The 25,612-nt window shown below is 70.0% G+C and carries 22 protein-coding genes; 8 read left to right on the forward strand and 14 right to left on the reverse strand.

Annotated elements, in window-relative coordinates; genetic code table 11:
- Nucleotides 1-9: 9 nt before the first annotated feature.
- On the forward strand, nt 10-570 hold the full coding sequence (locus FHS42_RS17530) for an SUKH-4 family immunity protein (protein WP_281392778.1): 561 nt from the start codon (nt 10-12) through the stop codon (nt 568-570).
- Nucleotides 571-695: 125 nt separating this feature from the next.
- On the opposite strand, the gene FHS42_RS17535 is transcribed toward FHS42_RS17530, so the two are convergent.
- The 4 genes from FHS42_RS17535 to FHS42_RS17550 form a co-directional block, all read right to left on the reverse strand.
- Nucleotides 696-2,900 (reverse strand): ATP-binding protein, encoded by a 2,205-nt coding sequence (locus tag FHS42_RS17535; protein WP_184573163.1) that lies wholly within the window; start codon nt 2,898-2,900, stop codon nt 696-698.
- The gene (locus FHS42_RS17540) at nt 2,897-3,709 is read right to left on the reverse strand and encodes a Pvc16 family protein (RefSeq protein ID WP_184573164.1); all 813 of its coding nucleotides are present in this window, start codon (nt 3,707-3,709) and stop codon (nt 2,897-2,899) included. Before FHS42_RS17540 ends, FHS42_RS17535 begins: the two co-directional genes overlap by 4 nt.
- Before the next feature lie 77 nt (nt 3,710-3,786).
- Entirely contained in the window at nt 3,787-6,018 is a 2,232-nt protein-coding gene (locus FHS42_RS17545; RefSeq protein WP_312866924.1) for a vWA domain-containing protein, read from the reverse strand.
- Nucleotides 6,019-6,553: 535 nt separating this feature from the next.
- A complete protein-coding gene (locus FHS42_RS17550; RefSeq protein WP_184573165.1) occupies nt 6,554-7,192 on the reverse strand; it encodes a helix-turn-helix transcriptional regulator in 639 nt (212 codons plus the stop codon).
- Between the two features lie 218 nt (nt 7,193-7,410).
- On the opposite strand from FHS42_RS17550, the gene FHS42_RS17555 reads away from it, so the two are divergent.
- Entirely contained in the window at nt 7,411-8,829 is a 1,419-nt protein-coding gene (locus tag FHS42_RS17555; protein ID WP_184573166.1) for a COG1470 family protein, read from the forward strand.
- Between the two features lie 78 nt (nt 8,830-8,907).
- On the opposite strand, the gene FHS42_RS17560 is transcribed toward FHS42_RS17555, so the two are convergent.
- The 5 genes from FHS42_RS17560 to FHS42_RS17580 form a co-directional block, all read right to left on the reverse strand.
- Nucleotides 8,908-9,390 (reverse strand): MerR family transcriptional regulator, encoded by a 483-nt coding sequence (locus FHS42_RS17560; protein WP_184573167.1) that lies wholly within the window; start codon nt 9,388-9,390, stop codon nt 8,908-8,910.
- Nucleotides 9,391-9,645: 255 nt separating this feature from the next.
- Nucleotides 9,646-9,945 (reverse strand): DUF7848 domain-containing protein, encoded by a 300-nt coding sequence (locus FHS42_RS17565; protein WP_184573168.1) that lies wholly within the window; start codon nt 9,943-9,945, stop codon nt 9,646-9,648.
- On the reverse strand, nt 9,942-10,523 hold the full coding sequence (locus FHS42_RS17570) for a hypothetical protein (protein ID WP_184573169.1): 582 nt from the start codon (nt 10,521-10,523) through the stop codon (nt 9,942-9,944). The genes FHS42_RS17565 and FHS42_RS17570 overlap by 4 nt, the downstream gene beginning before the upstream one ends.
- The gene (locus FHS42_RS17575; protein ID WP_184573170.1) at nt 10,520-10,975 is read right to left on the reverse strand and encodes a hypothetical protein; all 456 of its coding nucleotides are present in this window, start codon (nt 10,973-10,975) and stop codon (nt 10,520-10,522) included. Before FHS42_RS17575 ends, FHS42_RS17570 begins: the two co-directional genes overlap by 4 nt.
- A 113-nt stretch (nt 10,976-11,088) precedes the next feature.
- On the reverse strand, nt 11,089-12,291 hold the full coding sequence (locus tag FHS42_RS17580) for a helix-turn-helix domain-containing protein (RefSeq protein WP_312866925.1): 1,203 nt from the start codon (nt 12,289-12,291) through the stop codon (nt 11,089-11,091).
- Nucleotides 12,292-12,398: 107 nt separating this feature from the next.
- Between FHS42_RS17580 and FHS42_RS17585 the strand changes: the two genes are divergently transcribed.
- Nucleotides 12,399-12,614 carry a DUF397 domain-containing protein gene (locus FHS42_RS17585; RefSeq protein ID WP_184573172.1) on the forward strand — a complete coding sequence of 72 codons (216 nt, stop codon included), beginning with the start codon at nt 12,399-12,401 and terminating at the stop codon, nt 12,612-12,614.
- Between the two features lie 118 nt (nt 12,615-12,732).
- Here FHS42_RS17585 and FHS42_RS17590 read toward each other — a convergent pair whose 3' ends face one another.
- A complete protein-coding gene (locus FHS42_RS17590; RefSeq protein ID WP_184573173.1) occupies nt 12,733-13,590 on the reverse strand; it encodes an eCIS core domain-containing protein in 858 nt (285 codons plus the stop codon).
- 292 nt (nt 13,591-13,882) lie between these two features.
- On the opposite strand from FHS42_RS17590, the gene FHS42_RS17595 reads away from it, so the two are divergent.
- Nucleotides 13,883-14,278, forward strand: coding sequence for a hypothetical protein (locus FHS42_RS17595; protein ID WP_184573174.1), 396 nt, complete (start codon nt 13,883-13,885; stop codon nt 14,276-14,278).
- On the opposite strand, the gene FHS42_RS17600 is transcribed toward FHS42_RS17595, so the two are convergent.
- From FHS42_RS17600 to FHS42_RS17615, 4 genes are all read right to left on the reverse strand, one after another.
- Nucleotides 14,227-15,096, reverse strand: coding sequence for a hypothetical protein (locus FHS42_RS17600; protein ID WP_246494915.1), 870 nt, complete (start codon nt 15,094-15,096; stop codon nt 14,227-14,229). The genes FHS42_RS17595 and FHS42_RS17600 overlap by 52 nt on opposite strands.
- A gap of 406 nt (nt 15,097-15,502) precedes the next feature.
- The gene (locus FHS42_RS17605; RefSeq protein WP_184573175.1) at nt 15,503-16,303 is read right to left on the reverse strand and encodes a class I SAM-dependent methyltransferase; all 801 of its coding nucleotides are present in this window, start codon (nt 16,301-16,303) and stop codon (nt 15,503-15,505) included.
- Between the two features lie 254 nt (nt 16,304-16,557).
- Nucleotides 16,558-17,589, reverse strand: a complete 1,032-nt coding sequence (locus FHS42_RS17610; RefSeq protein ID WP_184573176.1) for a chitinase — start codon at nt 17,587-17,589, stop codon at nt 16,558-16,560.
- 146 nt (nt 17,590-17,735) lie between these two features.
- A complete protein-coding gene (locus FHS42_RS17615; protein ID WP_184573177.1) occupies nt 17,736-18,692 on the reverse strand; it encodes a dihydrodipicolinate synthase family protein in 957 nt (318 codons plus the stop codon).
- A gap of 72 nt (nt 18,693-18,764) precedes the next feature.
- Between FHS42_RS17615 and FHS42_RS17620 the strand changes: the two genes are divergently transcribed.
- The 4 genes from FHS42_RS17620 to FHS42_RS17635 all read left to right on the forward strand — a co-directional run bounded on the left by FHS42_RS17620 (nt 18,765) and on the right by FHS42_RS17635 (nt 25,368).
- Nucleotides 18,765-19,847: a LysR family transcriptional regulator gene (locus tag FHS42_RS17620; RefSeq protein WP_184573178.1), complete on the forward strand. Its 1,083-nt coding sequence runs from the start codon at nt 18,765-18,767 to the stop codon at nt 19,845-19,847.
- Nucleotides 19,848-19,881: 34 nt separating this feature from the next.
- The gene (locus FHS42_RS17625) at nt 19,882-20,592 is read left to right on the forward strand and encodes a thiamine pyrophosphate-binding protein (RefSeq protein ID WP_184573179.1); all 711 of its coding nucleotides are present in this window, start codon (nt 19,882-19,884) and stop codon (nt 20,590-20,592) included.
- Nucleotides 20,593-20,752: 160 nt separating this feature from the next.
- Nucleotides 20,753-21,655, forward strand: coding sequence for a transketolase family protein (locus FHS42_RS17630; RefSeq protein ID WP_184573180.1), 903 nt, complete (start codon nt 20,753-20,755; stop codon nt 21,653-21,655).
- A 317-nt stretch (nt 21,656-21,972) separates the two neighbouring features.
- Nucleotides 21,973-25,368: an amidohydrolase family protein gene (locus FHS42_RS17635; protein ID WP_184573258.1), complete on the forward strand. Its 3,396-nt coding sequence runs from the start codon at nt 21,973-21,975 to the stop codon at nt 25,366-25,368.
- The last annotated feature ends 244 nt before the right edge of the window (nt 25,369-25,612 follow it).

A 25,612-nucleotide genomic window follows, 5' to 3' on the forward strand; every position in this document is an offset into this window, starting at 1 on the left:
GAGGACATCTTGATAACCAAAGAGGACCTCATGCGCACTTTCGGAGATCGTGATGTGCTGTGCATATCAGCGGCGGCAGCGGCAGACCAAATAATCGACGAAAATACGCGCTCAACGATGTACGAGTTGGGGATACCGGGCCAACTGGGAAATGCGCTCGTGGTTTCATCATCGATTCCACACGAGGGGCTTGTTACCCTGAGCGAGCACTATCCTTACGGTGGCTCACCGGTCGCTTCGCGGTCAACAGGCGACTATCTTTGGCTAGCAAGTGCCGTGGGCGGCGACGTGTGCCTCGATGGAACCACGGGCGGCGTCTTTTTCGTGAAGCCGGATTATGAACCTCCAGTCAGCCGAATCAATACTTCTTTGGAACGTTTCGTGGAATGTATGTTCGTCATCGAGCGCGAGGTTTTGAGTGAGGAGGTCCCCAATGACCCAGAGTCTTACGCCCGCCTCCTGAATGAGATAATAGGCCTCACAAGCGCAACCGACTCAGAAGCTTTCCCAGGCGACGCAATGTTCTGGCAACAGGTGATCGACTCTTATCTCCAAGAATTAGCAGGTTGAGCAGCCTCGTGGGGGGTAGCACCTGCGGGGACATCCTCTAGGGCGTCAAGTGCGCGCTTGAACAGCTTCCTGCAAGGGGTACGACGCGCAGCGCGGGTTGCGAAGGCGCTAACGGACTCTCCACCTCACCCCCGCAACAACCCCACATAAGCCCCGAACTCCGAAGCCAACGTCAGCCGCCCCAGCTTCTGGTATTCCCGCTGCACCGCATGGATCAGGTCTTCCATCCGCACCGCGCCCCCCGACTCCGCCGCCAGGTACGCCGCCGTTACCGCCACCGAGCGGATGTTGCCGCCCGCCAGCTCGAAAGCATCCGCGCAGAAGTCCAGGTCAAGGTCGCTCGCGCGGGGCAGCAACGGGCCCAGGCAGCGTTCCCATAGGACGCGGCGTTGGGTCGCGTCCGGTAGGGGAAAGTCCACCACCAGGTCCAGGCGACGGGTGAAGGCGTCGTCCAGGTTGGCCCGTAGGTTCGTGGCCAGGATGGCCAAGCCGTCGAAGGACTCCATGCGTTGGAGTAGGTAGGCGCTTTCGACGTTGGCGTAGCGGTCGTGGGCGTCCTTGACTTCCGAGCGTTTGCCGAAGATCGCGTCGGCCTCGTCGAAGAGGAGGACGCCGTTGATGCCGGCCGCCTCGGAGAAGATTTTCTCCAGGTTCTTTTCCGTCTCGCCCACGTATTTGTCGATGACCGTGGCCAGATCGACCGTGTAGAGGTCAAGGCCCAGGTCGGCCGCGATGACCTCCGCCGACATCGTCTTTCCGGTGCCGGAGTCGCCCGCGAACAGGGCCGCCACTCCGCGGCCTCGGCCGCCGCCCGGTCGCATGCCCCACTGGCCCAAGACCCGGTCGCGGTGTCGGGCGCGTGCGGTCAGTTCGCGCAGTTGGGCCAGCGGGTCGGCCGGCAAGACCAAGTCGGCCCAGGTCACGGTGGGTTCGATGCGGCGGGCCAGGCGGTCAAGGCCCGCCGCGTTCTGGGCGCGGGCGCCGGCCCTGATGTGGTCGGCCCGTACCTTCCCGCCGTTGAGCGACGCCGTCTGCGCCGCGCTCCGCGCCGCTCGCGCGATCTGGTCAGGGGTGAGGAGGAAGGGCGACAGGATGCGGGTGACGTCCAGGTCGGGGGAGATGGGCGGCTCGTACGAGCGCTGCCACAGGGCGGCCCGCGCGGGCGGTTCGACTCGCGGGGCGTGCAGCAGGAGCGGTGAGCGCGCCGACCAGGTCGCGTCCCAGGGGGCCCGGCCCACCAGGATCACCGGCAGTTCGGTGTCCGCCACCAGGCGGATCACCTCCGGCTTGTCCCGGATCAGGGTGTCGATGGGCGCGCAGACCAAGCCCGCGCCCGTCAGACGGGCCTCGCGCGTCAGGGTGCGTACGGCGTCCAGCGGGTTGGGGTCTTCGGCCAGGCGCTCCAGGTCCACGCCGATGGCGGCCCGGCCCGCGCGGGTCAGCGCCGAGGTGGCCAGCGCCGTGCCCGCGCCGCCCTGGTCCTCCCGTAGATAGGCCAGTTCGGCTCCGCCGCCGAGGGCTCTCGCCAGCGGAGCCGGGTCCCCCACGCCGGGCAGGTCCTGCCAACGGCCGCCGTCCGGGGCCTCGTTCCATGTCGCGAGCACATCGGCCACCCGCGGATCGGGGACGTCATGGCCCAGCAGGTGCGCCGTTACCCGGTCCGGCACCCGTAGCGCCCGCGCCAGGAACGGGCGGTCGGGCTCCTCGACCAGGAGGAGGCCACCAGCGCGCAGTGGCGAGGCGGGGTGCAGGCGTCCGCGCGCGTCCGCGTCCGCCGCCGAGACTCCGCACAGGCCGAGTGTTAGACCCGTGGACGGGCGGCGGCGGGTCACATCGTCGTTGAGGTAGCCGTAGAACTGCTCGTAGCGGTCGTCCAGGTCCGGGATCAGCGCGATGAGGAGAATTTCCACGTCTAGTGCGGTGAGGTGGAATTCGCGGGTGAGGGCTCGTAAGCGGGTGGGGTGCCGTGCCTTGTTGTCACGGGTCGCCGCGGACCCCTCCTCGGTCTTCGCGGGCCTCACCCGCGCTTCGAGCGGCGCCGCCTCCTCCCCCAGCCACTCCGTCGCGTCAGCCGCGTCCGCCCACGCCTCCGCCGCCGCCAGTTGGTCGCCGTCCGTCGCGTCCGGGCCCGTGATCGTGCGGCCCTCATCGAGCAGGCGGCGGATCGCGTCGTCGCTGAGGTAGAGGCCGCGGAACGCGTCATCCGGGTCCGGGTCGGTGCGCTGCCGCGCGTCCACCGCCCTGCGTATTCGCTCCTCAATGAGGGCGGCCCGGTCCAGCAGGTGACGCAGGCTCAACTCCCGCCAACGTCGCTCGACTTCAGCCCTCATCCGTGCCGCTCTTCCGAGATCCGCCTCGCTATTCCGGGGCGTCGTTTACGGCCCGAGCCCGAACCCGAGCCCGAGCCCGAATCAGGCCCCGCGTCAGGCCCCGCATCAGACCCCGCGTCGGGGCCCGTGTCCGCCGCCGGGTCCGGACGGCCGGGCTGCCGCCCGTATACGGGCACGGCCGCACCGCCCGGCGTGCGCTCGCGCGGCCCGGCACGTTCCGCCGAGTCCTGCGGATCGTGGTCCGAGAAGCCAATGCGCAAGCCCTCGTCGGTGACCGGCGGGCCGACCGGATACACCGGGGACTCGGTAACCGGAACGCTGACCACCAAGTCCAGCGAGGGCTTCAGCTCGCCACCGAGCGCGCTCCACACATCGGCGAACGAACGGTCCTCCGGCGGCGGCAGCGCCACCGTCATCGGCACGGCGACTCCGATGTCCGCCAGGCCGCCGGCGAGGCGTTCCCGCGGCAGCGACTCGTACCGCAGCAAGCACATCAACAGCGAGGACAGCAGGCGGTGTTCGTCCTCGGGGCGCTTGGTCCATGCGGTGATCAGGTACGAGAGCTTGAAGTAGCGCGGCGGCCGGCGGCGGGCCACGACCACGCCGCGGTCGTCGTACTCGTTGTGCAGCCCGCGTTCCCGTAACCGCGTGTCCTCTCTGATGTCGTACAGGTACAGGTTGACCGTGGGGGCGTTGACCTTGGCCGCCCATTCTCGGGTGGGCGCGTCGAAGACCACGGCGATCTGGGCCCCCTCCAGGACGTCCACGCGAAACAGCGCCCGCAGCACCTCATCGACCTCGTGAATCACGCCTCAGCCTCCCGCCTGCGGCCACCCGGCCCGTACTCGTTCCGCGCGCTGCCCTCGATCTGCGAACCGTCCCTTCGTCAACTGCGTCCCGCGAAGTCCGGTGGCTGCAAGTTGCGTTGAACCACCAGGAACGGTTTCTTCAGTCGGTCGAGCCCTCGGACGTCGGCGCGCAGTTCGCGTGGGCCGAGTCGGTCCTTGCGGAGGATGAGCATCTGAGTCACGAAGGTGCCGTCGCGGCCGACGCGTACGGAGGAGCGCGCGGCCGTGATGCCCGGCTTCCAGGACAGCGATACGAGGGCGCCGGGTGGAAAGTCCGTGCCGCGTACGAGCGCGACCTGGTTCGGCGTACCGACTTCCGGAGTGATGGTCAGCTTCGGTTGGAGTACCCGGATGCGGATCGTGTCCGTGTTGTCGCGCTGGTCGGGGTCGGCGAGCGAGCCGCGTACGGATACCCGTACGTCACCGGTGAGCGCCGTACGGTACGTCGCCGACTGGGGCACCACGAGGCGCCCCCCTGCCGGGACGGTGCACGGGGCGCGCCGTGTGCACATCGGTTGCCGCGAAACCGTGCGCTTGCTCGCGTCGTTCGGACGCGGCCACTGGGTGTCCAGTACGACGTTGCGCGCGGTGTCGGGCCCGGCGTTGGTGACGGTGAAGTTCGCCGCGATCCGCTGGCCCGGATAGCTGCGAGCGGGGGCGACGGCGGCGCTCACCGCGACGTCCGCGCTGGGCGGCAGGGGCGGGGCGGGCGGCGGTGGTGGTGGTGGGGCGGGTGGCTTCGGGGGGGCGGGTTGCGGTGGATCGGGCGGTTGCGGTGGGTCGGGCGGTACGGGTGCGGGCAGCACGGTGAAGGTAGCCGTGTCCCGGCCCTCGTTGGCCGCCGAGTCGGTCGCGGTGCAGGTCACCGTGGTCGTGCCGACGGGGAATACCGAGCCGGATGGCGGGTCGCAGGTCACGGGCAGCGGCCCATCCACCTCGTCCGCGGCGGTGGCCGGGAAGGTGATCTGCACGCCGCGGTCGTCGATGGCCTCGGCGGTCCGGTCGTCCACGACGACCACCGGCGCCTGTACGTCGTTGACGTCGATGCTGATGCGTTGCCGGTAGTTGGGTGCGGGGAGAAAACCGGGCGCACCAGCAACAGGGCCCGGATCAGAGCCCGAGTCGGGGGCGGAATCCGGATCTGCATCTGCATCTGGATCTGCATCTGCATCTGCATCTGGATCTGCATCTGGATCTGCATCCGGATCTGGATCGGGGACCTTGCCGTCCAGGAGGAACTGGACGCCGCACTCCACCCGGACCCCCTGCCGAGCGTCCGGCGCCAGGCGGATCGTCTCCTGGAAGGTGGCGACCTCGCCGCTGGTCACGCGCTGGGTTGCCGGCTCCAGTTCCACCGTGAGCGAGGGATCGCAGTCGGCGGTCTGGTGGCTCACGGTGGAGGGCAGGTTGGTCAGGCCGTCCACGACTGCCTCGGCCACCTGTTCCGGGATGACTTGCTGGAGGAGCTTGCCCTCGGTGGCCTCGATCACCTTGGTGGCCTGGTTCGGCTCGTGAAGCGGGTCCTGGTTGTTGTCGGGGTCGCCGCCGTTGTGGCCATTGCCATTGAGGCCGTCACCGGAGCTGGTCGCGATATCGACGCCGATCACCCGCGCGCCCACATCGAGCAGGGCGTTGGTCGCCTCACCCAGCGAGTGACCGGTCGGACCCAGGCTGGGGTCATGGCTGGACGCGTCACCGACGAGCACCACGACCGGGCTGGCGCCATCGCGGAACTGCGTTTGCCCATCGGCCCCATGGGCGACCTGCCACAGCGCGTTGATCCAGTCCTCGGCGGGCCCCCGGCTGTCGTAGCCGCGGGTGGCCGTGAGGCCGTCAACGGCCGTCTTGACGGTGGCCAGGTCGTAGGTCAGCCCTTGATCCACTCGGAAGGCCAGTTCCTTGTCGGTCACATCGCCGTAACTGGCCACTGCGAAGCGCGAGTTGGGCTGCACCTCGCGCACCTTGTCGGTGATCGCTACGAGGCCCGACCGAAGACCGTCGAGAGTGTCCTTCATGCTGCCCGTGCAGTCCACCAGCAGCACCACGTCCGGTCGCGGCGGCACCACGGGCGTACGGACCTCCTTGGTCACCTCGACCGACTCCCCCGGATCGAGCGCGTCCTCCACGACGGCAGGGGTGACGCCTTCCTCCGGGCCTGGCGAGCTCCGGTCCACGGCGGCGCCCGGCACGATGCTGAATGCGAGAAGCAGCGCCAGGGTCAGCGCGGCGATGCGCAGTACGCCGGACCACCCGTCCGGTGAGCCGTGCACCGACGAGCCCTTCGCCAGCGGGCCGTTCGCGCGCCCTTTCGCGTACGCGGAGGCAACGCGTCGCGCGGCGGGCCGCCAGGCTGGCCGCCACCGCCAGCTCGCCAAAGCCCTGGCGCGCCACCTGGTACCCGGACCGGTACGCGATTGCAAGCGCTCACGCCCCCGCACAGAACACCCCACTCAGCTCATGACGCTGACGACGCACGCGAGATACGCGCCCTGCCCGATCGCCCGGCCGACAGCCAGCCTGCGTGCGCCCACCGGTGCGAACAGGCGTGATCAGCGCGCTGGCTCCAGCCTCGCGCGGGCGGGTGGCCCGCACACCGTGGCGTGAGGCAGCCCTTCGGGTACGGCGCGTGCCCGAAGGTGCAGTGCGGGGCGGGCGGCGCGCTGAGGTGCCTGGGGGCTCGGATGCGCGGGCCCGACCAGGGCTGTCGAAGAGGTCGGGCCCGCCGAGGTGTGTTGGTCATTGCGCGCGAGTCGCGCCGCTCGCGTCCCGCGGTCCTGCCGGGTTACGTCGCGACGGCAGGCCCGATCAGATCAGCCCTTGTCTGAGCGCGTACGCCACCGCATGTGAGCGGTTGCGCAGGTTGAGCCGGGTCATGACCGCGTGCAGCACGTTTTTGATCGTGCGTTCGGAGTAGGCGAGCTTGAGCGCGATGTCGGCGGTGTCGTATCCCTCAGCGACCAGGCGCAGCACCTCGATCTCGCGGGCGGCGAGCCCGGTGAAGTTCAGCCCGCGCGGGCCCAGCACCTCCCCCTGAAGTCGGCCGACCTGCGCGAGCAGGTTGCCCAGCAGGTCGGGCGGAACGTACCCCTCTCCCTTCGCCACGGCCGCGATGACCTGCACCAGGCGCTCGGGGGTCGCCTCGGTGCGCCGGATGACGCCGACGAATCCGCACTCCGCGGCGCTGACTAGTTGCTGCTCGTCGATATGGGTGGTCACCAGTACACCGCGCGCCGTGCCGGTGCGCTGGAGCTGACGCAGCAGGCTGACCACCTCGTCATCGACGAGGTCCACGACCACGATGACCACCTGGGCGACTTCGGCGCCGTCCGGGTCGATGATCCGTACCTCTGGTCGCGTACGGAGTTGGCTGGCCACGCCCGCCTGTGAGACAGGGTCTTGCGCCCGCAGGTCCACCAAGATGCGTTCCGCGGTAGTCGTGTTCATGGCAGTCTCCCGCTCCCCTAATAGGTCCGGAAGACGTCATGAACCTGACATGTACGGACATCCTCCGCCACTGGTGTTGCCAGATTCGGGCTTTCTTCCCTTATACATCGCGTTCACCGGCAGGGAAACCGTCGATGGCTCAGAGCGAACCTGCATCTGCCCGAAAGTGTTCCTGCGCGGCCACTCCTGCTGTCTTACGCACGCCGTACGGTCCGGTCATGAGTGTTTCGGCCAGCTTGGACGAGTCGCCCGTAGCCGTTCAGCCCGGTGGCGAGGTCGATCTCCTTGTACAGGTACTCAACTCGGGGGACACCGTTGAAGAGTTCCGGTTCGAGGCGGTCGGGCCGTGCGCCACCTGGGTCACAGTAGAACCAGCGGCGCTGTCTCTCTACCCCGGCGCATCGGGCACTGCGACTCTGACGCTGCGCCCGCCTCGCGATGCGCACATCGCCGCAGGGGAACGACCGCTCGGGCTGCGGGTCATTCCGACCAGCGACGCCCGGCACACCGTGGTGCCCGAACGGTCCATCACGGTACTGCCGTTCAGTGAGATCACCGCCGAGCTCGTACCCCGCTCCTCACACAGCCCCTGGCGAGGCCGACACAAGCTGGCCGTGGACAATCTGGGCAATACGCCCCTGGCGGTGAGTCTGTCCGTCCAGGAGGGCACGGAGCGAGCCCGATGGGTCTTCGAGCCGGCAGAGCTGACCATTCCGCCAGGGCAGGCCAAGTTCGCCAAGCTCACCGTGCGGCCGGTGGGGCGGCTGTGGCGCGGCACCCCGATCACGCACCCGTTCCAGGCGGTGGTGACGCCCCTGGGCGAGGAGCGTGTCGGGGGCCGGACGCGGCGCGAACCGGTGGTGGTGGACGGCTCGTACGAGCAGCAGGCGATCCTGCCGCACTGGCTGCCGCGAGCGCTGATCATCACGGCGCTGCTGGTGGGACTGCTGGCCGGGCTGTGGTACTCGCTGCTGCGGCCCACCGTGCGGTCCGCCGCCCGGGAGGCGATCACCCCGGAGGCGGTCCAGTCCGCCATCGACGAGGACAAGAACAAGCAAGGGGACGGCAACCAATCCAACGGCTCGCAACCGGGCCAAAACGGCGGGCCGAGCGCTGCCACGGGGGGCACGGGCACCGGTGGCCAGAACGGTACGGGCGCCGCCAACGGCGGCAACAGCACGGGCACCCAAGGCGACACCGCAGGTACCGGCGGCAGCACGGCGGGGAACGGCAACGCCAAGCCCGGCGAACCGGGCGGCCCCGCGGCCCCCAAGAGCGCCCGCGTCCAGGTACGCGACGCGGTGGGCGGCTCATCGACCACGAGGGACGCGTACACGGTTCCGCAGGGCAAGACCTTCGCCCTGACCGATATCGTGGTGCAAAACCCCCAAGGCGATGCCGGGACGCTCACCGTTTCCAGCCAGGACGGGCAACTCCTCAACCTCGCGTTGGAGAACTTCCGCGATTCGGACTACCACTTCGTCACGCCCATCCAGGTGCCCGCCAACAGCAAGATCAGCATCTCCGTGAGCTGCCGCGAGGTGGGCAAACCGGTCAAGGCACCCAGGCCGGTCCAGTGCTCGGAGTCGCTGTTCCTGGGCGGCTCGTTGACGGCGGACGCCCAACCCAACACGTAGCGCTGGGAGTTGACGGGTGAGCAACGCGGGGACGGCCCCGCGCCCCCGTCCCCGTCGAGTCGCCCGGCTGCCGGAGTGCTACCGGGCTGCCGCCGCCCCGCTACCGGCACACGTCGTCACGACTCCATCGCCGACGCGCTCCGGGGCCGTCGCGGCCACGGGGGCGGCCACGGGGGCGGCCAACTCCGCGCCCTCCGCCGTGCAATGCTCGCCCCTACTCATGGCCGCGCTTGACGTGGTGATGATGACGTCCAGCCGGTCACGGGTGCTGACCAGGCTGCCGATCTGCTGGTCGATACGGTGCCGCTCTGTCGTCAGCCGGTCGAGCAGCGCCGGTGTGACCTCGCCGGTCACCACGCACGGCAACAGCTCCAGAATGGTCTTACTCGACAGCCCCGCGGCGTAAAGCTGCTGAATCAGCTGAACCCGGGCGACCGCGATATCCGGATAGTGCCGCTGCCCGCTGCTGCTACGGACCGAGGTGAGCAACTGCTGCTCCTCGTAGTACCGCAGCGCCCGTACGGTCACGCCCGTCCGGGCGGCCAACTCACCGATGCGCATGGGATCAGCGCCTCCCTGTGTTCCCTCACGCTTCTTGCCTCTGACGTCAACGTCAGGTCTTAGCGTAGCTCGTGACCGGTTCGCACCTGCGCGACGCAGCAGAAAGAAGCCTGTGAGCGACACGGTTGACACGCATCAGCTCGATGCCGCAGCACCCTGCCCAACCGCCTCGTCATGGCGGCACTGACCCGTATCGGTGCGGGCCGATGGGCAGGGTGGTTGGCCCCTTGCCGGGTGGTGGGGTCCGATGGCGGTTTACGGGTGGCCCAGGGCGGGTTCATCGGCGGCGAGTCCGATGTCCTCGGCGGGGGTGATGAGCCAGCCGAAGGTGACGGTGGCGGTGTAGTGCAGGTGCCGGCCGCCGGGGTGGTCGATGGCGGCGTGTGTACGGCACCAGCGTTGGGCCTGGCTGTGTTGGCCGGTTGGGCCTTGGTCGGGTTCGGGTTGGGGGGATTGCTCGCCGCAGGTGGTGCAGATGGCCCGGACCGCGTACGGCGCGCCGTGGGGGTCGGGGCCGATGGTCATGTCTACGAAGCGGTAGGTGCTGCGGGTCACCGGGTGGCCTTTCGATTGGTGCGGGCGCATGCCGGGTGGACGGTGAGCTGGGAGACGGCGGGGTCGTTGGGGTGGTGGCGACCGGTGATCTTCACTGCCGTCGCGCGGTCAACCTCCTGATCGCATACGGGGCAGATGAGGGTGAGGGCTTCGGGGCCGTGGATGTGGATGACGGCGGGGGCGAGGAACGCGGCGAGTTGGTACGGGTGGGCCAGGTAGCGGCCCGACCAGTTGCGAGGAATGCGCCAGTGCAACCCGGCGCCGAATCGGCGGTGGCTGGGTGGTACGCCGACATAGTGCTCGGCGGGGTCGCCGGTGATGAGGGTGACGTGCGGGCGTAACCGCTGCCACGAGGTGAGGGATGCGCGCGTGGCCACGCCCTTGGGCATGAGCCAGTACACGCAACCGCGGACCGCGTCCATGATCGCGGCGGAGTTTTCCCGGCTGTCGTCCAGGAACTCAAATGCCCACTCGGCAACGGCCGTACTGGTGCGCACGGCATCCCATTCACGACCCGCCGGCAGCATCATGACCTCATCACAGGGCGGGGGAAACCACGTGGTACCCGGTGCTGTCATGCCGCACCTCCGGCGGTCCCTGCGGTCTCGGCGGGCCGGTTGTGGCTGTTGCTGTTGCGCACGGTGTCGATGGCGCCGGCGAGGCGGCTCGCGTCGGTGAGCAGCCGCTCGGACGTCGGCATGACCCGCCACCACACCAAATCGGTACGGGTCATACCGGGCACGAAGACATACGAACTGTCGTCACCGGAGATCGTGACGTTGCTGTCGTCGCGTAGATGTTGGACAGCTGGTGCGTGCGGCTCGGTCAACCAGGTCATCTGGCGGCCGATGTCTTCTTGGATGACCGCCCCGCTCGCTTCACCGAGGTGCGCGAGAACGCGGTTGCCGAGGTAGGTGGTCAGGGTCAGCGTGTGCCAACCGAGGTCACCGACCCGGGTCCAGCGCACGCCGCCACCGGGCGGCATCCAGTCGTGGGGCGGGGTGATGGGCGTGTTGGTTTCGGTCGGCACGATGCGACCTCCGTGACAGGGAGCATGTTGACGGTCACATCCTGTCTACGGATCAAGGGCCCAATGTCCGCCGATTGCGGACACCGAACCCTTGACATGCAGTAGTCACATAGTTACACACCGCTCCACAAGGCGAACTCGCGTAACTCCCGCGAAGCCCGTCGAGCGCGTAGCAAAGTACCCACCGTCTCGCGCATCGTAGGGTGATAGCGAGTCTGTTGCGGTGTTACCTGCCGTGCGGCCTGCAAAGACTCCAACGCCTCCTCCGGCTGCGCGGTCAGCGCCTGCGACCGTGCCCGATCCATCAGGAACTGTCCGGCGCGCAACGGCGAGTAGCCCTCCGGCAGATGGACGTTTGCCGCGCGGGCAAGCGCCAACCCATGCTCATCGCGGTCGCCAGCAGCAGCCACACCGTGCTGCCATACGTTCGTCGGGCCGAACACCATGCCGTAGTGGCCGGTCTCGCCCAGCTCACGCGCCAACCCCTGTGCTTCGTCTAGCCACGTGTCCGAGTCGTCGCCCTTACCCGACAGGGCGTAGAGCTGTACGCCCTTCAGCATGAGACCGCCGCGCACCGCACGCGTCGGGGGCGTGCCGTCGTCGTCCAAATCTGCCAGCGCGCGATTCACCAGGCGCAGCCCCATCTCGATTGCTGGCCCGTGCGCGGAAAGCTGCGCGCGTTTCAGCCGCTCCACCGCGACTTGCCGCGGATCGCCGGATTGCACCGCGGCAGTGGCCATGCGCGCGAGAGCGAGCCGAGCCAGGTCTAGATAGCCAAGTTTGTAAGCAACGCTGAAGGCTCCCAACGCGGCCTCGGACTGAAGCCAGCAGGCCACCTCTCGATCGGCCGCAGTCGGCGCGTCCAGCACGGCGTGGGACACCTCGGCCAGGGCACCGGGCAGCATTTTGGCCAAGGCCCCGAACTCACCGGTGGAGCGCAGCCTATAGATGTGCCGTGCGGTGGCCTGCATCTCCGACGTCGGGCGGGGCGGTGGGACGTCGCCTGCCGGCGGGATATCCCAGTCATCCAAGGCGCTGGACAGCGGGGCGATGAGCTGGTCGAGTTGGTCTTGGCGCAGTTGCTCAATGTACGGCTGACCGTGGATGACCGGCACGGACACGCCTAGCGCCTTGGCCAAAGCTGCGATGACTTGTTCGCTGGGCTGGCGTTCGCCGCGTTCTACGTCGGAAAGCATCGACTTGGACACGTGGGATCGGTGGGCGAGATCCCGTAGGGAGTAATCACGGAGCACGCGCAGCAGGTGGATGCGCGCGCCAACTCCCTCCGGTCGCCCGCCTGTGGCTGGTGCCATCATGGGCTCCGTTCTGACTTCGGCCCCCAAAACAGTACTCCCACCAGGGCCGGGCTGTGTTGCCCGGCCGAGGTGTCCGCAGAGCGCATCGCAGAGATAAGGGAAGAAGCATGAGTAGCCACATTGAAGACGCCTCGACGCTCGACGTGACGTGGTGGAAGTCGTCGGCGTCGGGGGCCCAGTCCGACTGCGTCGAAGTCGGCCGGGTCACCGAGCGGTCAGTCGCGGTGCGTGACAGCAAGGATAAAACGGGGCCGGCCCTGGTGTTCTCGTACGCTGCTCTCAGCGCCCTGGTCAGCGCGGTGCGCCGCGGAGAGTTGCAATGACCCCTTAGTGCCAAGACACGACAGAGCGGCCCGCCCCCTCATTCCCGGGGCGGGCCGCTGCGTTGGGGGCCAGCCGCAAGGGAGCACACAGACAGCGTCAGGCCAAGCACCCCCAGCCCTACTCAGGCGGCGACTCCTCATCCTCCTCCGCGTCCTTCTCCGGGGTTTTCTCCGCTCGCTGCACGAACGCGCCCTGGACGTCCGCCGGTTCTTCGTCCTCGCCCTCGTCCTCCGTGCGCTGCACCGCGGGTGCGGCGGTGAGTTGGGCGGTGGTCGGCGTCGCGGGAGCGGGGAGTGTTTGCGCCTCGGGGCCAGCCGTCTCCGCGGGCGCCGTGGGGGGTTGGGACATGACGCGCTCGGCGTTGTCGGCGGCCTCGCGTTCGAAGCGGTCGGACGGGTCGCTCACCCGGATGCCGCCCGGGGCCTCGGTGCCATCGACGGGTCCGCTGCGCTGCTGCATGACGTGGGTGAGCTCGTGGGCCAGCATGGTCCGGCCGGCTTGCGATGACGGGTCGTACGCGTCGCGCTGGAAGACGACGTTGCTGCCAACGGTGTACGCGTGGGCGCCGACCTCGCGGGCCGAAGCGTGGGCAGCGGAGCCGGTGTGTACGCGTACGTCGGAGAAGTCCGCGCCCAGGCGCGCCTCCATGTCCGTACGCGTCGTCGCGTCCAGGGACTGGCCACCGCCCGATGACACCACGTCGTGCACCGACGAACGCCTCGGCTCTTCCTCGGCCGCCTCCCGCTGGACCAGGGAGCTCACGGCGCTGTTGCCAACGGCGCGTTGCAGGGTGCCCATGCCGGGCCGGCCGATGACGTCGGTGCGGCCCGCGATGGCGGCGCGTAACACGTGTGGCGTCTGGGCCTGCTGGTGGGCCTCGGCGGCGGTTAACGATGCGAAGGACTCGTGGTGTTCGTGCTCACGGTGATGTTCGCGGTCAGGTTCGTGGTCGGCGTCGTGCTCGTGTTGGCGCATCTTCCGCTCCCTTGGGGCGCTCCCCCGCCGACGTGCTGTCCCCTCCAGCCTCTTGCCGCGGGTCGCCCCCGTCCAGACCCGCCCCCGTCGGGGGAGGGCAGCGCTCGCTGCCCCTTCGGGCACGGGCGCCGGCCAGCGGCCAGCGATGGCGGGGACGGGGGCGGGTGCCCGCGAGCCGCGAGTGACCCGCAGTGGCGGCTGCCCGGTGGGCATGGGCGGCGGACGGTTCGCGATGCCGGGGTGGCATGATCCTTCGCGGTCACATGCGACGACGCAACGCGGAGGTACGACGGTGGACGACGGCCCCTATCTACGGTTCCAGGGCACGGCCCGCAACGAGCGCGGCGCGTTTCCCGGGATCTTCGTCTTGGTCAACGGGCTCGCTAGAGAAGGGAAGTTGACGGCGGAGCAAGAACGCTTTCGGCGGCTCAACAACGACTGGTACGACGCCGCGTACACCAACCCCTCCCATGTCGATCCCTCCATTTACGACCGGGAGTTGCATCCGACAGCGGTGGCCTGGTTCAAGAGCTCGGCTGAGCATCTGACCGGGCGGGTGGGCGGCTATCTGGACATCCTCACCGCGCACGGGATCGACTGGGTGCGGCTCAGCTCCAGCGACCCGGGGCGCGTCCTTTACGAGGACGCGGTGCAAATCGTGGTCGTGCCGCACGAGGCGGTACAGTAGGCCGCGATCGCCCACAGGCCAGCGCCGACGACCGCCACCCAGTAGCAGCCGACCGCGATGGCGACGGTCTTGCGCCGCGCCTCACGGTCGAGTGGCGTACGCGTGAGCAGCCAGGCCAGGGCGGGCAGCACCAAGATGGCGTGCAGGCTGACGCCGTGCAGGGGCTTGAGGAAGCCGGTGGAGTGGTAGCCCGCCTCCTGGTGGCCGGTACGGGTCAGCACCACGCCGCGCGCGATCATCGCCGCGCCGGAGAGCAGCGCGATCAACAAGATGGCGAACCCGGCGCGCAGCGCCTGCGCCATGCCCACCGGCCCCTCCGGCTCGCGGAGGAACGACGCCACGGCGAACGCGGAGAGGATCACCACCAGGATGGCGCCGCCCACGGCAAGTGACAGGGAAACGAAGGTGTTGAACGGCGTCTCCATGTTGAAGTGTGATGGCACCCCGCGCCACGCCTGCAAGGTGATCCCGGCGACCTCCAGTACACAATCGGCCGCGAAGGCTCCGCAGAGCAGCACCCGGGTTCGCGCACCCATTCGCAGATACGAGGCCACCCAGGTGACGGCGATCAGCGTCAGCCCGAAGGACAACCCGAAGGTGAACGGCTTGCGCCAGGAGACCGGGCCTTCCCACGCGCCGCCGTCCACGGCGAACACCCCAAGATGGAAGAGGCCGGAGGCGACGAGGACGGCGCCGGTGGCGTAACACAGCCGCTCCCCACCGCGTGCTGCCCGCCAGCGGGCCCAGGGCACCGCGCCCCGGCCGGGCCAGCGGCCTTGGTCGGGCGTGAGCTGCGGCGTCGCCGTGCGGGGTGGCATCGGGCCTCTCTTGGTGCGGTGTGCAGTGGCCCGGCCCCACGTACCGCCGGGCGGTGCCCGGCAGGGCTCCGTACGGCGCGCTGCGCCGCAGGACCAGCATGTAAGCAGCAGGTCCCGGCGGGCGTCGTCCAGTTGGAGACACTCGCGGTACGCCGTGCGGAGTAGCCCGCGGCGCGGCGCGGGGAGCAGCCCGCGGTGTGGCCCGAAGGCCGGAGGGGACGGCGCAGTGGTGCACGGCCGCGCGCGGCGCGGGAGCGGGCGCCGGTACGGGCGCCGGCGCCGGCACGGGAGCACAGGAGCACGGGAGCACGGGAGCACGGGAGCGCAGGCGCACAGGCGCACAGGCGCACAGGCGCACAGGCGCAGGTGCCAGCGCCGGATGGACGTCGCCTTACGTGCTCAGTCGCTACGCACCCGGTTTGCGGGCCTCGATGAGGAAGCGCGTGGTGTGGGCGAGAAATGGGCCTTCGGACTCGATGCGGTCGTGCAGCTCACGCAGCCGCGTACGGTATTCGGCCACGGTGAAGCCGGGGACCATCCAAACCACCTTGCGCAGGAAGTAGATGACCGCGCCGATGTCGTAGAACTCCGTCCGCAGGCGTTCCGACCGCAGGCTCACCACATCGAGCCCGACCGCCTCGGCTGCCGCCCGGGCAACCTCCGGGTCACGCGCGGTGCTGGCCAGTGGCTGCGGCCCGAGAAAATACTCCACCAGCTCGAAGACGCTGCGCGGGCCGACCTGCTGCGAGTAGTACGTACCGCCGGGCCGGAGCACGCGGGCGATCTCCGCCCAGCTGGTCGTCACCGGGTGGCGGCTGACGACGAGGTCGAAGAGGTCATCGGCGAAGGGCAGCGGCTCCTGCGGCACGCCCTCCACGCCGGCGGATGCGCCGGTGTGGTTGACCACGACGGCGACCCCACGCGGTCGTAGCAGCGCGCTGGCCTTTGCGATGTTCGGCGGCCAGGATTCCGTGGCCACGGTGAGGGTGGGTAGGCGGGGGACGGCGGCCAGGATTTCGCCGCCGCCGGTCTGTAGGTCCAAGGCGGCCTCGGCCCGCCCCATCCGCTCGCCCATGGACCGGGCGTAGCCCCACGATGGCCGCTCCTCCGTGGCCCGGCCTTCGAGCCAGGAGAAGTCCCAGCCCTCGACGGACACCGACTCGGCCTCGGCCACGAGTTCCTCAAAGGTGCGCTTGGTGCCACTCATACGGTGATCATGGCAGCCGCGCCCGCTGCGCTCCGTTGGCCTCGCCGGGCGGCGGACGCTGCCGCGCCACCAGCCCCCACCCGCCCCGGCGCCGCAGGAGCCGCGAACCCCGCACCGCGCGAGCCGGGCAAGCCGCGCGAGCCGCGCGCCGGAGCGCCTGGTGCGGCGGCTCGCTCCGGCGCTCGGCTCATCTACGGGCGCGTGGCAGCGCGGCTCCCAGTGGAGCAGCCCTGGTGACTTCGGCAGGGCTTCGCTCAGCCCTGGTAGCCGGCCAGAATCTTGGAGAACTCCCACTGCTTCTGGTCGATGCCGCTGCACGCGCCCTGGTCGCCGCCGCCGCCGCAGGGGCGGTCGCGGTTGACGGACCAGAAGCTGACCCGAGCGAGATGGTGCTGCTTGGCGTAGTTGACCATCTCCTGGAAGCCCGCCGGGGTGACGATCTCGCCCTTGACGTCGGTCTTGCCGTTCATCGAGGAGAAGCCGACCTTGCGGTAGGCCGCGGCATCGGAGATCCCGTACGCGGCGGCGACGGTGCTCTTCAGACCGTCCACGGCGGACTTGGTCGCGGCGACCATGTCCGTCGTGCCGTCGCCGAAGTCGAACGGCATGACCGCCCAACCGTCCACGTCTAGACCGGCCTTGGCGCCCTTGCGCACCAGGTCCTTGCCCGGTGCGGTGGGTCCGCTGGGGGCGGTGCCGAAGGTGACGTAGACCTTGATGCCCCGGTTCTTGGACTTGACGATCTTGAGCGCGTCGATGACCCGCTGCCGTACGGGTTCGCTCTCGAACTCGGTCGATTCGATGTCGATGTCGATCGAGTCGAGCTTGTACGCGTCGATCACCTTTTGATAGGCGCCCGCGAGGTCAGCGGCGGACCGACATGCCTCGCCGAGCTTGGCACCGCTCCAGCCGCCGATGGACGGCGTGATGGAACCGCCCGCCGCCTTCACTGCCTTGATGGTCCGCTCATCCTGTCCGCCGGCGAGCGGACGCTGACCGTCCCAGGCGGGGGCGCAGCCGCCCTTGGCGAGGATGAAGGCCATGGTGAGCTGGGTGTTGCCGGTCGCCTTCAAGAACTCCACCGCCTGGGGCGGGTTGCCCCAACCTAGGTAGAGGTAGGGCCCGTTGAGACCGCTGACGGCGGCTCTGTCAGCGGATGTGGCCGGCTTCTGCCGCGTCGTGTCGGTGGGCACTGCCTGCGCGGTGGCCGCCAGGACTCCGGTGGCGGTCAGCGCCACGGCGAACCCGAGTGCGAGGCGGCGGCGCGTTGCGAGGTGGGGTTGCACGGCACGCTCCAATCACGTGAGGGGGTATGGCGTGCCGCACGCTATCCGTGTGTCATGGTCCAGACAATAGAAAGATTAGGAAAGTTTCCTGTTTGGCCTGAGTTCGCCTACGTCCCTCTTGATGGCACGCCTGATGGAACGTCAAGTCAGCGAAGTACACACGGCGTTGGGTGATTTTCGGATGACTGATCGGCCGGGTGTGTCCGGCCTGCCGCGTCCGCCAGCCACCGCATGGCCGTCTGCACCGCGTCGCTCCGCGCGGGTAGCAGCGGCAATCGCACATCCGGCGTGGGGATGCGGCCCTGGGCGGCCAGTACCCCCTTGATGACGGTGGGGTTGGGTCCCGCGAACGCCGCCGCCGAGAGCCGGGCCAGGGCATGTCCCAGCGTGCGGGCCCGCTGTGCCTGGCCCGTACGCCAGGCGGCAGCGAGCTCGGTGAACGACTCCGGTAGCAGTTGGGCCGATGCGAGGATGCCGCCCGTGGCGCCGAGCGCCAGCAGCGGCGAGACGAAGAGGTCATCGCCAGCAAGGAACGCGAAGTCCGGCGGGAGGTCGCCAAGCAGTCCGATCGCCTCCGCGTCGATGCCGTTCGTCGCGTACTTGATCCCGGCGACGCCCGGCGTGCGCGCCAGCGTGCGGAGCGCGTCCATGCTCAACGCCTGACCGGTTCGGTAAGGAATGTGGTAGGCGATCAGCGGGACCGGGCTGTTGGCCGCCAACTCCGAGAAGTGCGCCAAAACGCCGGCCTCCGACGGCCGGGTGAAATACGGCACGGGCACCAGCGCAGCGCCCACCTGGGGCCAGGCGGCCAACTCGGCGAGGGCGGCGACGCTGCCCTTGGTGTCATTGGTTCCCGCGCCGACGATGAGGGTCGCGGCCCGCTGTCCGCAGACCCGGGCACAGACGTCGATGACGGTCCGGCGCTCCCCCTCGTCCAGGGTCGCGGGCTCCCCCGTAGTGCCGAGCGCGACAATGCCGGTCGCGCCGCCGTCGAGTACGGCATGGGCAAGCTCTTCGAGTGCATCCACCGCAACGCTCCCGGCTGCGGTGAAGGGAGTGATGAGCGATGCGTGTATCCCGCGCAGGGAAGAGGTTGGGGTCATGCGGATGAGCGTGCCGTAGCGCAACATTGCAGGTCTAGTTCGCATTTGTGCCGGCGAGCGTAAGCTGAACTGATGCTCGATGTACGCCGCCTACGTCTGCTGCGAGAGCTCGCTCTCCGCGGCACGATCGTCGCTGTCGCCGAGGCCCTGACGTTTACGCCGTCCGCCGTCTCGCAACAGCTCAGCGCCCTGGAGCGGGAGGCGGGTGTGCCGCTTCTCGAACGCACCGGGCGTCGGGTGACCCTCACGCCCGCCGGCCACCGCCTGGTCCGGCACGCCGAGGCGGTGCTCGAACGCCTGGAACAGGCCGCAGCCGAACTTATCGATACCCGCCAGGGGCTGGCCGGGCCGCTGCGGATCGGCACCTTCCCCACCGCGGCCAGGGCCATCGTCCCCGCCGCGCTCATGGCTCTGGCCAGGGAGCATCCGCAACTTGAGCCGATGGTGTCCGAGGTCGATCCAGCCGCCGTGGCGGACGCACTGCGGGCCAGGGAGCTGGAGGTGGCGCTGGTGCACGACTACGACTTCGTGCCGGCGCGGGTGGAGCCCGGCCTGTCCACCGAACCGCTGTGCACGGAGGCGATGTATCTGGCCTCGCCCAACGCGCCGCATTCCTCACACGCACCACACGGGCCGCACGGGCCGCACGGGCTGACCGACGCATCGGATGCGACGTACGCGCCGGCCGCCGCACCGTACGCCCCAGCCGCCGCGCCCCACCCTCCAACCGCCGCCGAGCGCCCCGGCCCCGGCATCGCGGCCTGGCGGGACGCGCCCTGGATCACCGCCACGCCGGGGACCCTGTGCCACACCATGACGATTCGCGCCTGCCAAGCGGCCGGGTTCACGCCTCGCGTGCGGCATCAGGTGGACGAGTTCGCGACGGTGCTCGCGTTGGTCGCTGCGGGGCAGGGGGTGGCTCTGGTGCCGCAACTCGGCCTGGCGTACCCCTACCCGCATGTGGTGCTGACGCCGATGGCGATGAGCCGCAGAACCAGGATTGCCTTCCGCAGCGGAGCCGGCCAACATCCGGCGGTGGCTGCGGTCGCGACGGCCCTGCGGTCGGTGGTGCCGGCGGCCATGCGCGACCCACAAGAGGCCCCCGACGAACAGGCGCCGGAGCCGGCAGTCACCACTCGCCCGGCGAGCGCTTGACTTCAAGTTAACTTGAAGTTGCACGCTTACTGCCATGACCACCACGACGCTCGACACCGGGCAGACCGCCTCTTTCGGCTACCACGACATTCCTCGGCTGATGAGCCTGATGACCGGGGACGAGAAGCACAGCACCGCCGCCACCTCCACGCTTGACGCGCTGTGGGTGCTCTACGACCGCGTACTACGGGTCTCCCCCGCCGAGTTCGACTCCCCCGAGCGTGATCGGTTCCTACTCTCCAAGGGCCACGGGCCGATGGCGTACTACGCGGTACTCGCCGCCAAGGGCTTCCTCCCCGCCTCGGTGCTGCCGACCTTCGGTGCCTACGCGTCACCGCTGGGCCACCACCCGGACCGGACGCTCGTCCCCGGGGTGGAAATCGGCAGCGGGTCGCTGGGGCACGGACTGCCCATCGCCGTGGGCACGGCGCTCGGGCTGCGGGCGCAGGGCCGCACCGACTCCCGCGTGTGGGTGCTCATCGGGGATGCCGAACTCGACGAGGGCAGCAACCACGAGGCCATCGCCTACGCAGGCGCCGCGGGCCTGGAGCAGTTGCACACCCTGGTCATCGACAACTCATCGGCCACGCACGGCTGGCGAGGCGGCATCGCCTCCCGCTTCGAGGCAGCGGGCTGGTCGGCCACGACCGTGGACGGGCGCGACCACGAGGCGCTGTACGCGGCGTACACCCTGCCGCATCCGGGGCGCTCGCACGCGGTCGTCGCCCGCGTCGAGCCCAAGTGATCGCTCGCCGGCGATAGTTCCCGCGCCGTCGCAGCTGCGGCCACCACCCTGCCGCACCCCGCCTGGCGGCGGCCCGATGGCGGCTACCCGCCCCCCTCGCCGCCGCGCCGCGCTCTGACCGCTCCTCTGCTTCGCTCCACCCTTCGAAAGGACACACCCCATGGACACCATGCGTGAACGCTTCACCACCATCACCTCCCAACTCCTCGACCAGGACCCCCGGCTCGCGGTCGTGCTGGCCGAGATCAGCAGAGACCGGTTCCAGGACACCGCGCGGACTCATCCACATCGGGTGATCAACGTAGGTATCCGCGAGCAGTTGCTGATCGGGGCCGGGAGCGGGCTCGCTTTGGCGGGAATGCGCCCGATCATGCACACCTTCGCCAGCTTTTTGGTGGAACGACCGTTCGAGCAGGTGAAGTTGGACTTTGGGCATCAAGGGTTGGGAGGCGTGCTGGTCAGCTCCAGCGGCTCGTACGACTGGCCCGCCGGCGGCTTCACTCACATGGCACCCGGCGATGTCGCCCTGATGGACACCCTGGACGACTGGACGATCCAGGTGCCTGGCCACCCCGACGAGGCGGAAACCCTGCTGCGGCAGGCGGCAGCCGCCGGTGATGACCGCGTATATCTGCGGCTGTCCGAGCAGGCCAACGCCACCGCCCTGCCCGTGGACGGCAACGGATTCCACACCGTACGGCAGGGGCGGCGCGGCGTGATCGTGGCCGTTGGGCCGATGCTGGACAACACCCTCGCCGCCGTGGAAGGGCTGGATGTGACCGTGCTGTACGCGACGACGGTGCGGCCCTTTGACGACGACGCGCTGCGGTCGGCCGCGGGCGCCACCGACGCCGCCGATGTGGTCCTGGTCGAGCCCTACCTCGCGGGTACGTCCACGGCGGCGGCGGGCATTGCGCTCGTCGATGTGCCGCACCGTGTGCTCGGTCTTGGCGTGGCCCGCCGCGAGCTGCGGCGTTACGGCTCTGTTAAGGAACACCTGGCGGGCCAGGGTCTTGACCCGGCCGGTCTGCGAGAGCGCATCACCGGCTTCCTGTGGGCGTGAGAGCCGTGGCGTGGCTGGCTCCGGACAGGGATTGCGCCCCGAACGGCCCACCCCTGCCCACCTGTCGAACTGACCGGGCCCGCACCGCTGGCGACGCGCAGGCTTCGTCGAGGCGGTGTTGACCGGCGGGCCATCGGCTGTGTAACGATCAGGCGCCCCGTTCCTCGCTCCTGACCCGTGTCACACCTCGTGTTCCAGGAGGACCGTTGGACACCACCGTCCCGCCCCCCGCCCACGACAGTTCAGCCGGCCTCCCCCGCGCCGCCGACCGCGCCAGCGCCACGGAGCCAGCCACCATCACCATCCCCACCGAACACATCACCGAACACGCCACCGAGACCACCGCCGACACGACCGCCGACACCGCCCCCGGCAGCGCCAGCGGCCCGCGTTGGTCCCCGACCCGGCGCTCCTTCCTCCAGACAGCCGCCGCAACGGTGGCCGTCGCAGGCGGGGCCGTTGGCCTGGTGCCCGAACCGGTCGCCGCGGCGGCGCCGCGCCGCGCCACGCTGTCCTTCACCGCCGCCACCAATGGCGCCGCGACCCTCGCCCCGGCCGGCGACCACCTGGTCGCCGAGGTGCAGAACATCCTGTGGTCCATCCCGCGAGCGGGCGGTGAGGCCACCGCGCTGACCACCCCCGACCTTGAACCCACCCGTCCGGTGTACGCCCCGAACGGCCAGACCCTGGCCGTCTGCGCCTATCGGGGCGGCGGGTTCCATCTGTGGACGCTGCGCCCCGATGGCACGCAGCTGCGGCAGCTCACTGACGGGCCGTGGGACGACCGGGGCCCGGCCTGGTCCCCGGACGGCACCCGGCTGGCGTTCGCGTCCGAGCGCGGCGGCGATCCGGTGGCGGGCAGCCCGTACCGCGTGTGGGTGATCGACGTGCACAGCCGCCGCCTCACGCGGCTGACCGGTCTTCCGGGACAGGACGGGCCGCACCAAGACGGTGCCTGGGAGGACTTCGACCCGGTGTGGTCGCCGGACGGCAAGCGGGTGTTCTTCGTTCGCGCACGGCTCGCGGGCACGGCGCTCAACGCCCGTACGATCGCCTCCGTACGCGCTGACGGCACCGGCCCGGTGATCGTGGAGCACACCGAGACCAGCGCCGCGCAGGTCATGACGCCCGCCCTCGCGCCGGACGGCAGGCTCGCCTATCTGCGAACCACCCCGGCCCCCGCCTCGTCCTGCGTGCTCGTCGTGGACGGCGCGCCAGCGGGCGTGCGCGGCGATGTGCTGCCGGTGCCGCCACGCTGGGTCTCGCGCGATGAGCTGCTGATCACCGTTGACGGTCAGTTCCAGCTCGTACGGCCACAGCGACGGCAACGCGACCAGGCCAACGACGGCAACGCGGACCCCCAAGACCTACACGGCCAGCAGGGCCAGCAGGGCCAGCAGGGCCAGCAGGGCCAGCAGGGCCAGCAGGATGACCAGAACAGCAGCGCGCAGGGCAGCAGCGTGCGCACCGACGTCAGCGCCGAGACGATCGCCTTCACCGCGTCGCTGCCCGTGGAGCGGCCCCGCTACCGGGTCAAGCGCTACGACTTCGACGGCGGCGGCGTACGCCCGGTGCGCGGGGTGCATCTGCCGGCGCTGTCACCGGATGGGCGGCGGGTGGCGTTCGCCGCGCTCGACTCGCTGTGGGTGGCTGAGATCGGCGGCGGACGTCCCCCGCGACGGATCGTGCGTACCGACCCGACCCGCTATCTGCTGGCTCCGAGTTGGACGGCCGATGGGCGCGCGCTGATCTACGCCGATGACCGCGACGGGCTGTACACGGTGCGCCGGCGGGAGTTGCACTCCGGCGCGGAGACCGTGTTGGCGTCCGGTGGCCGGGTCCAACCGGCGCTGTCGCCCGATGGGACCCGCCTGGCTAGCATCGACATGTCAGGCAATCTGGTCGTACGCGACCTCGGCGCCGGCACGGAACGGGTGCTGGCCGCCCCGCTCGGTGCTGGTGGTCTGCCGGGCAGGCCGAGTTGGTCACCGGATGGCCGATGGGTCGCGCTGTGCGACCGCAACCGGCTCAACCAGCGCTTCCGCGAGGGTTACAACCTGATCCGCGTGATCGACGCCGACAGCGGGCAGGCCCGGCTGCACGCGGTCGCCCCGCATGTCTCCATCGCCGACCGCTACGACTCGGGCCCGGTGTGGTCCCCCAACGGCCGCTGGATGGCCGTGATCGTGGAGTCGGCGCTGTGGCTGCTGCCCGTGCGGCCGGATGGCACCCCCAACGGCAAGGCGCGGCAGCTCACCGAGGAGAGCGCGGATCACCCGTCCTGGTCCGGCGACTCGCGAACCCTGCTGTATCTGTCGGCGGGCAAGTTGCGGCTGATCGACGCGGAAGGCGGCTCGCCCCGCCCGGTGCGGATGCCGCTGGACTACCGGCGTCCGCGGTCTGTGGACACCGTGGTGCATGCCGGGCGATTGTGGGACGGCACGGGCGAAACGGTGCGCGATGACGTGGATCTGGTGGTGCGCGGCGGGCGGATCACCGCCGTGGAGCCGCACCGCGCGAGCCGCGCCGCCGCCCGCCGGGTGGACGCCTCGGCGCACACCGTCATCCCGGGTCTTTGGGACGCCCACACGCACCCCTGGCAGGTCACCTACGGTGGGCGGCAGCCCGCGTCGCAGCTCGCGTACGGCATCACCACCGCCGTGTCCTTCGGTGGCTTCGCCTACGAGCAGATGCGCATCCGGGAGGCCATCGCGGCCGGGGTGCTCGCCGGGCCGCGGTTGCTTTCCACCGGTGAGCTGCTAGACGGGGCGCGCGTCGCGTACAGCATGGGTCGGGCGCACCGTACGCGCGCGGGGCTGCGCCGGTCACTGTCCCGGGCCGAGGCCCTTGACTGGGACTTCGTCAAGACGTATGTCCGCGCACCGGGTTGGGTGATGTCCGAGGCCGCGCGGTTCGCGCACGAGCGGCTCGGCGTGCGTAGCGGCGGGCATCTGTGCACGCCTGGTGTGCAGCTCGGACAGGACCTGACGACCCATCTCCAGGCAACCCAGCGGCTGGAGTACGGGCACGCCACTTCGGCCACCGGGCGCGCCTACCAGGATGTGCGCGAGATCTACACGGCCACCGACTTCCACCTGATCGCCACGCCCTTCACCTCATCCCCGCTGATGGGGGCCGATCCCTCGCTGGCCGACGACGAGCGCGTCACCCGGTTGATGCCACCGTGGGACATCGCCCTGGTACGGCAGGTCGCCGGGCAGCCGCCGACCGAGGCGCAGCTCACGGCGCTTGACACGGAGATCGGCGTCTATCGGCGGGTGCTGGCCGAAGGTGGCCTTGTGGCGCTCGGCACCGATGCGCCACTGGTACCGGTGGGGCTGGGGCTGCATATGGGGCTACGCGCCCTGCATCGGGGCGGGCTGTCTCCGGCGCAGGCGCTGCGTACCGCTACCGTGCACCCCGCTCGGGTGTTCGGCGCGGAGCGTGACCTCGGCACGCTGGAGCCGGGCAAGCTCGCGGACCTGGCGGTGGTGGACGGCGATCCGTTCACGGACTTCGCCTCGCTGGTGCGGGTGGTGTCGGTGCTGCGCGGTGGGGAGCGCTATGTGGCGCGGGACCTGGTCGAGGCGTTTCCGGCGGGTGACGCGCTGCCGAGCGCCGCACACCGGCACGGCGGGGCCGCCGCCGCGCAGGACTGGCTTGAGGTGGGTCGGCTGCTGCGGCGCGATTCGTGCTGCGAGACGGACGTCTGAGTTCCGGTCCACGCCGGTCGCCCTTGAACGGGCCCGCGGGCCGGTGGGTGGGCGGGCCGGCGAGTGGGTGGGCCGGTGAGTGGGTGGGCCGCGGGCCGGTGGGTGGGTGGGCGTGCGGCGCCCGTGGTCCGGTTCTGCATCGGGAGTGCGCGTCGTGGCCCTGGTGTGAGCCGAGGCCACGGCTGCGGCGTGCCCGCCCACCGGCCCGCCCTCACCTCTTTCCACACCTCTCCGTACCGCCTAG

The sequence above is a fragment of the Streptomyces zagrosensis genome (genome assembly GCF_014203645.1).
Lineage (GTDB): Bacteria > Actinomycetota > Actinomycetes > Streptomycetales > Streptomycetaceae > Streptomyces > Streptomyces zagrosensis.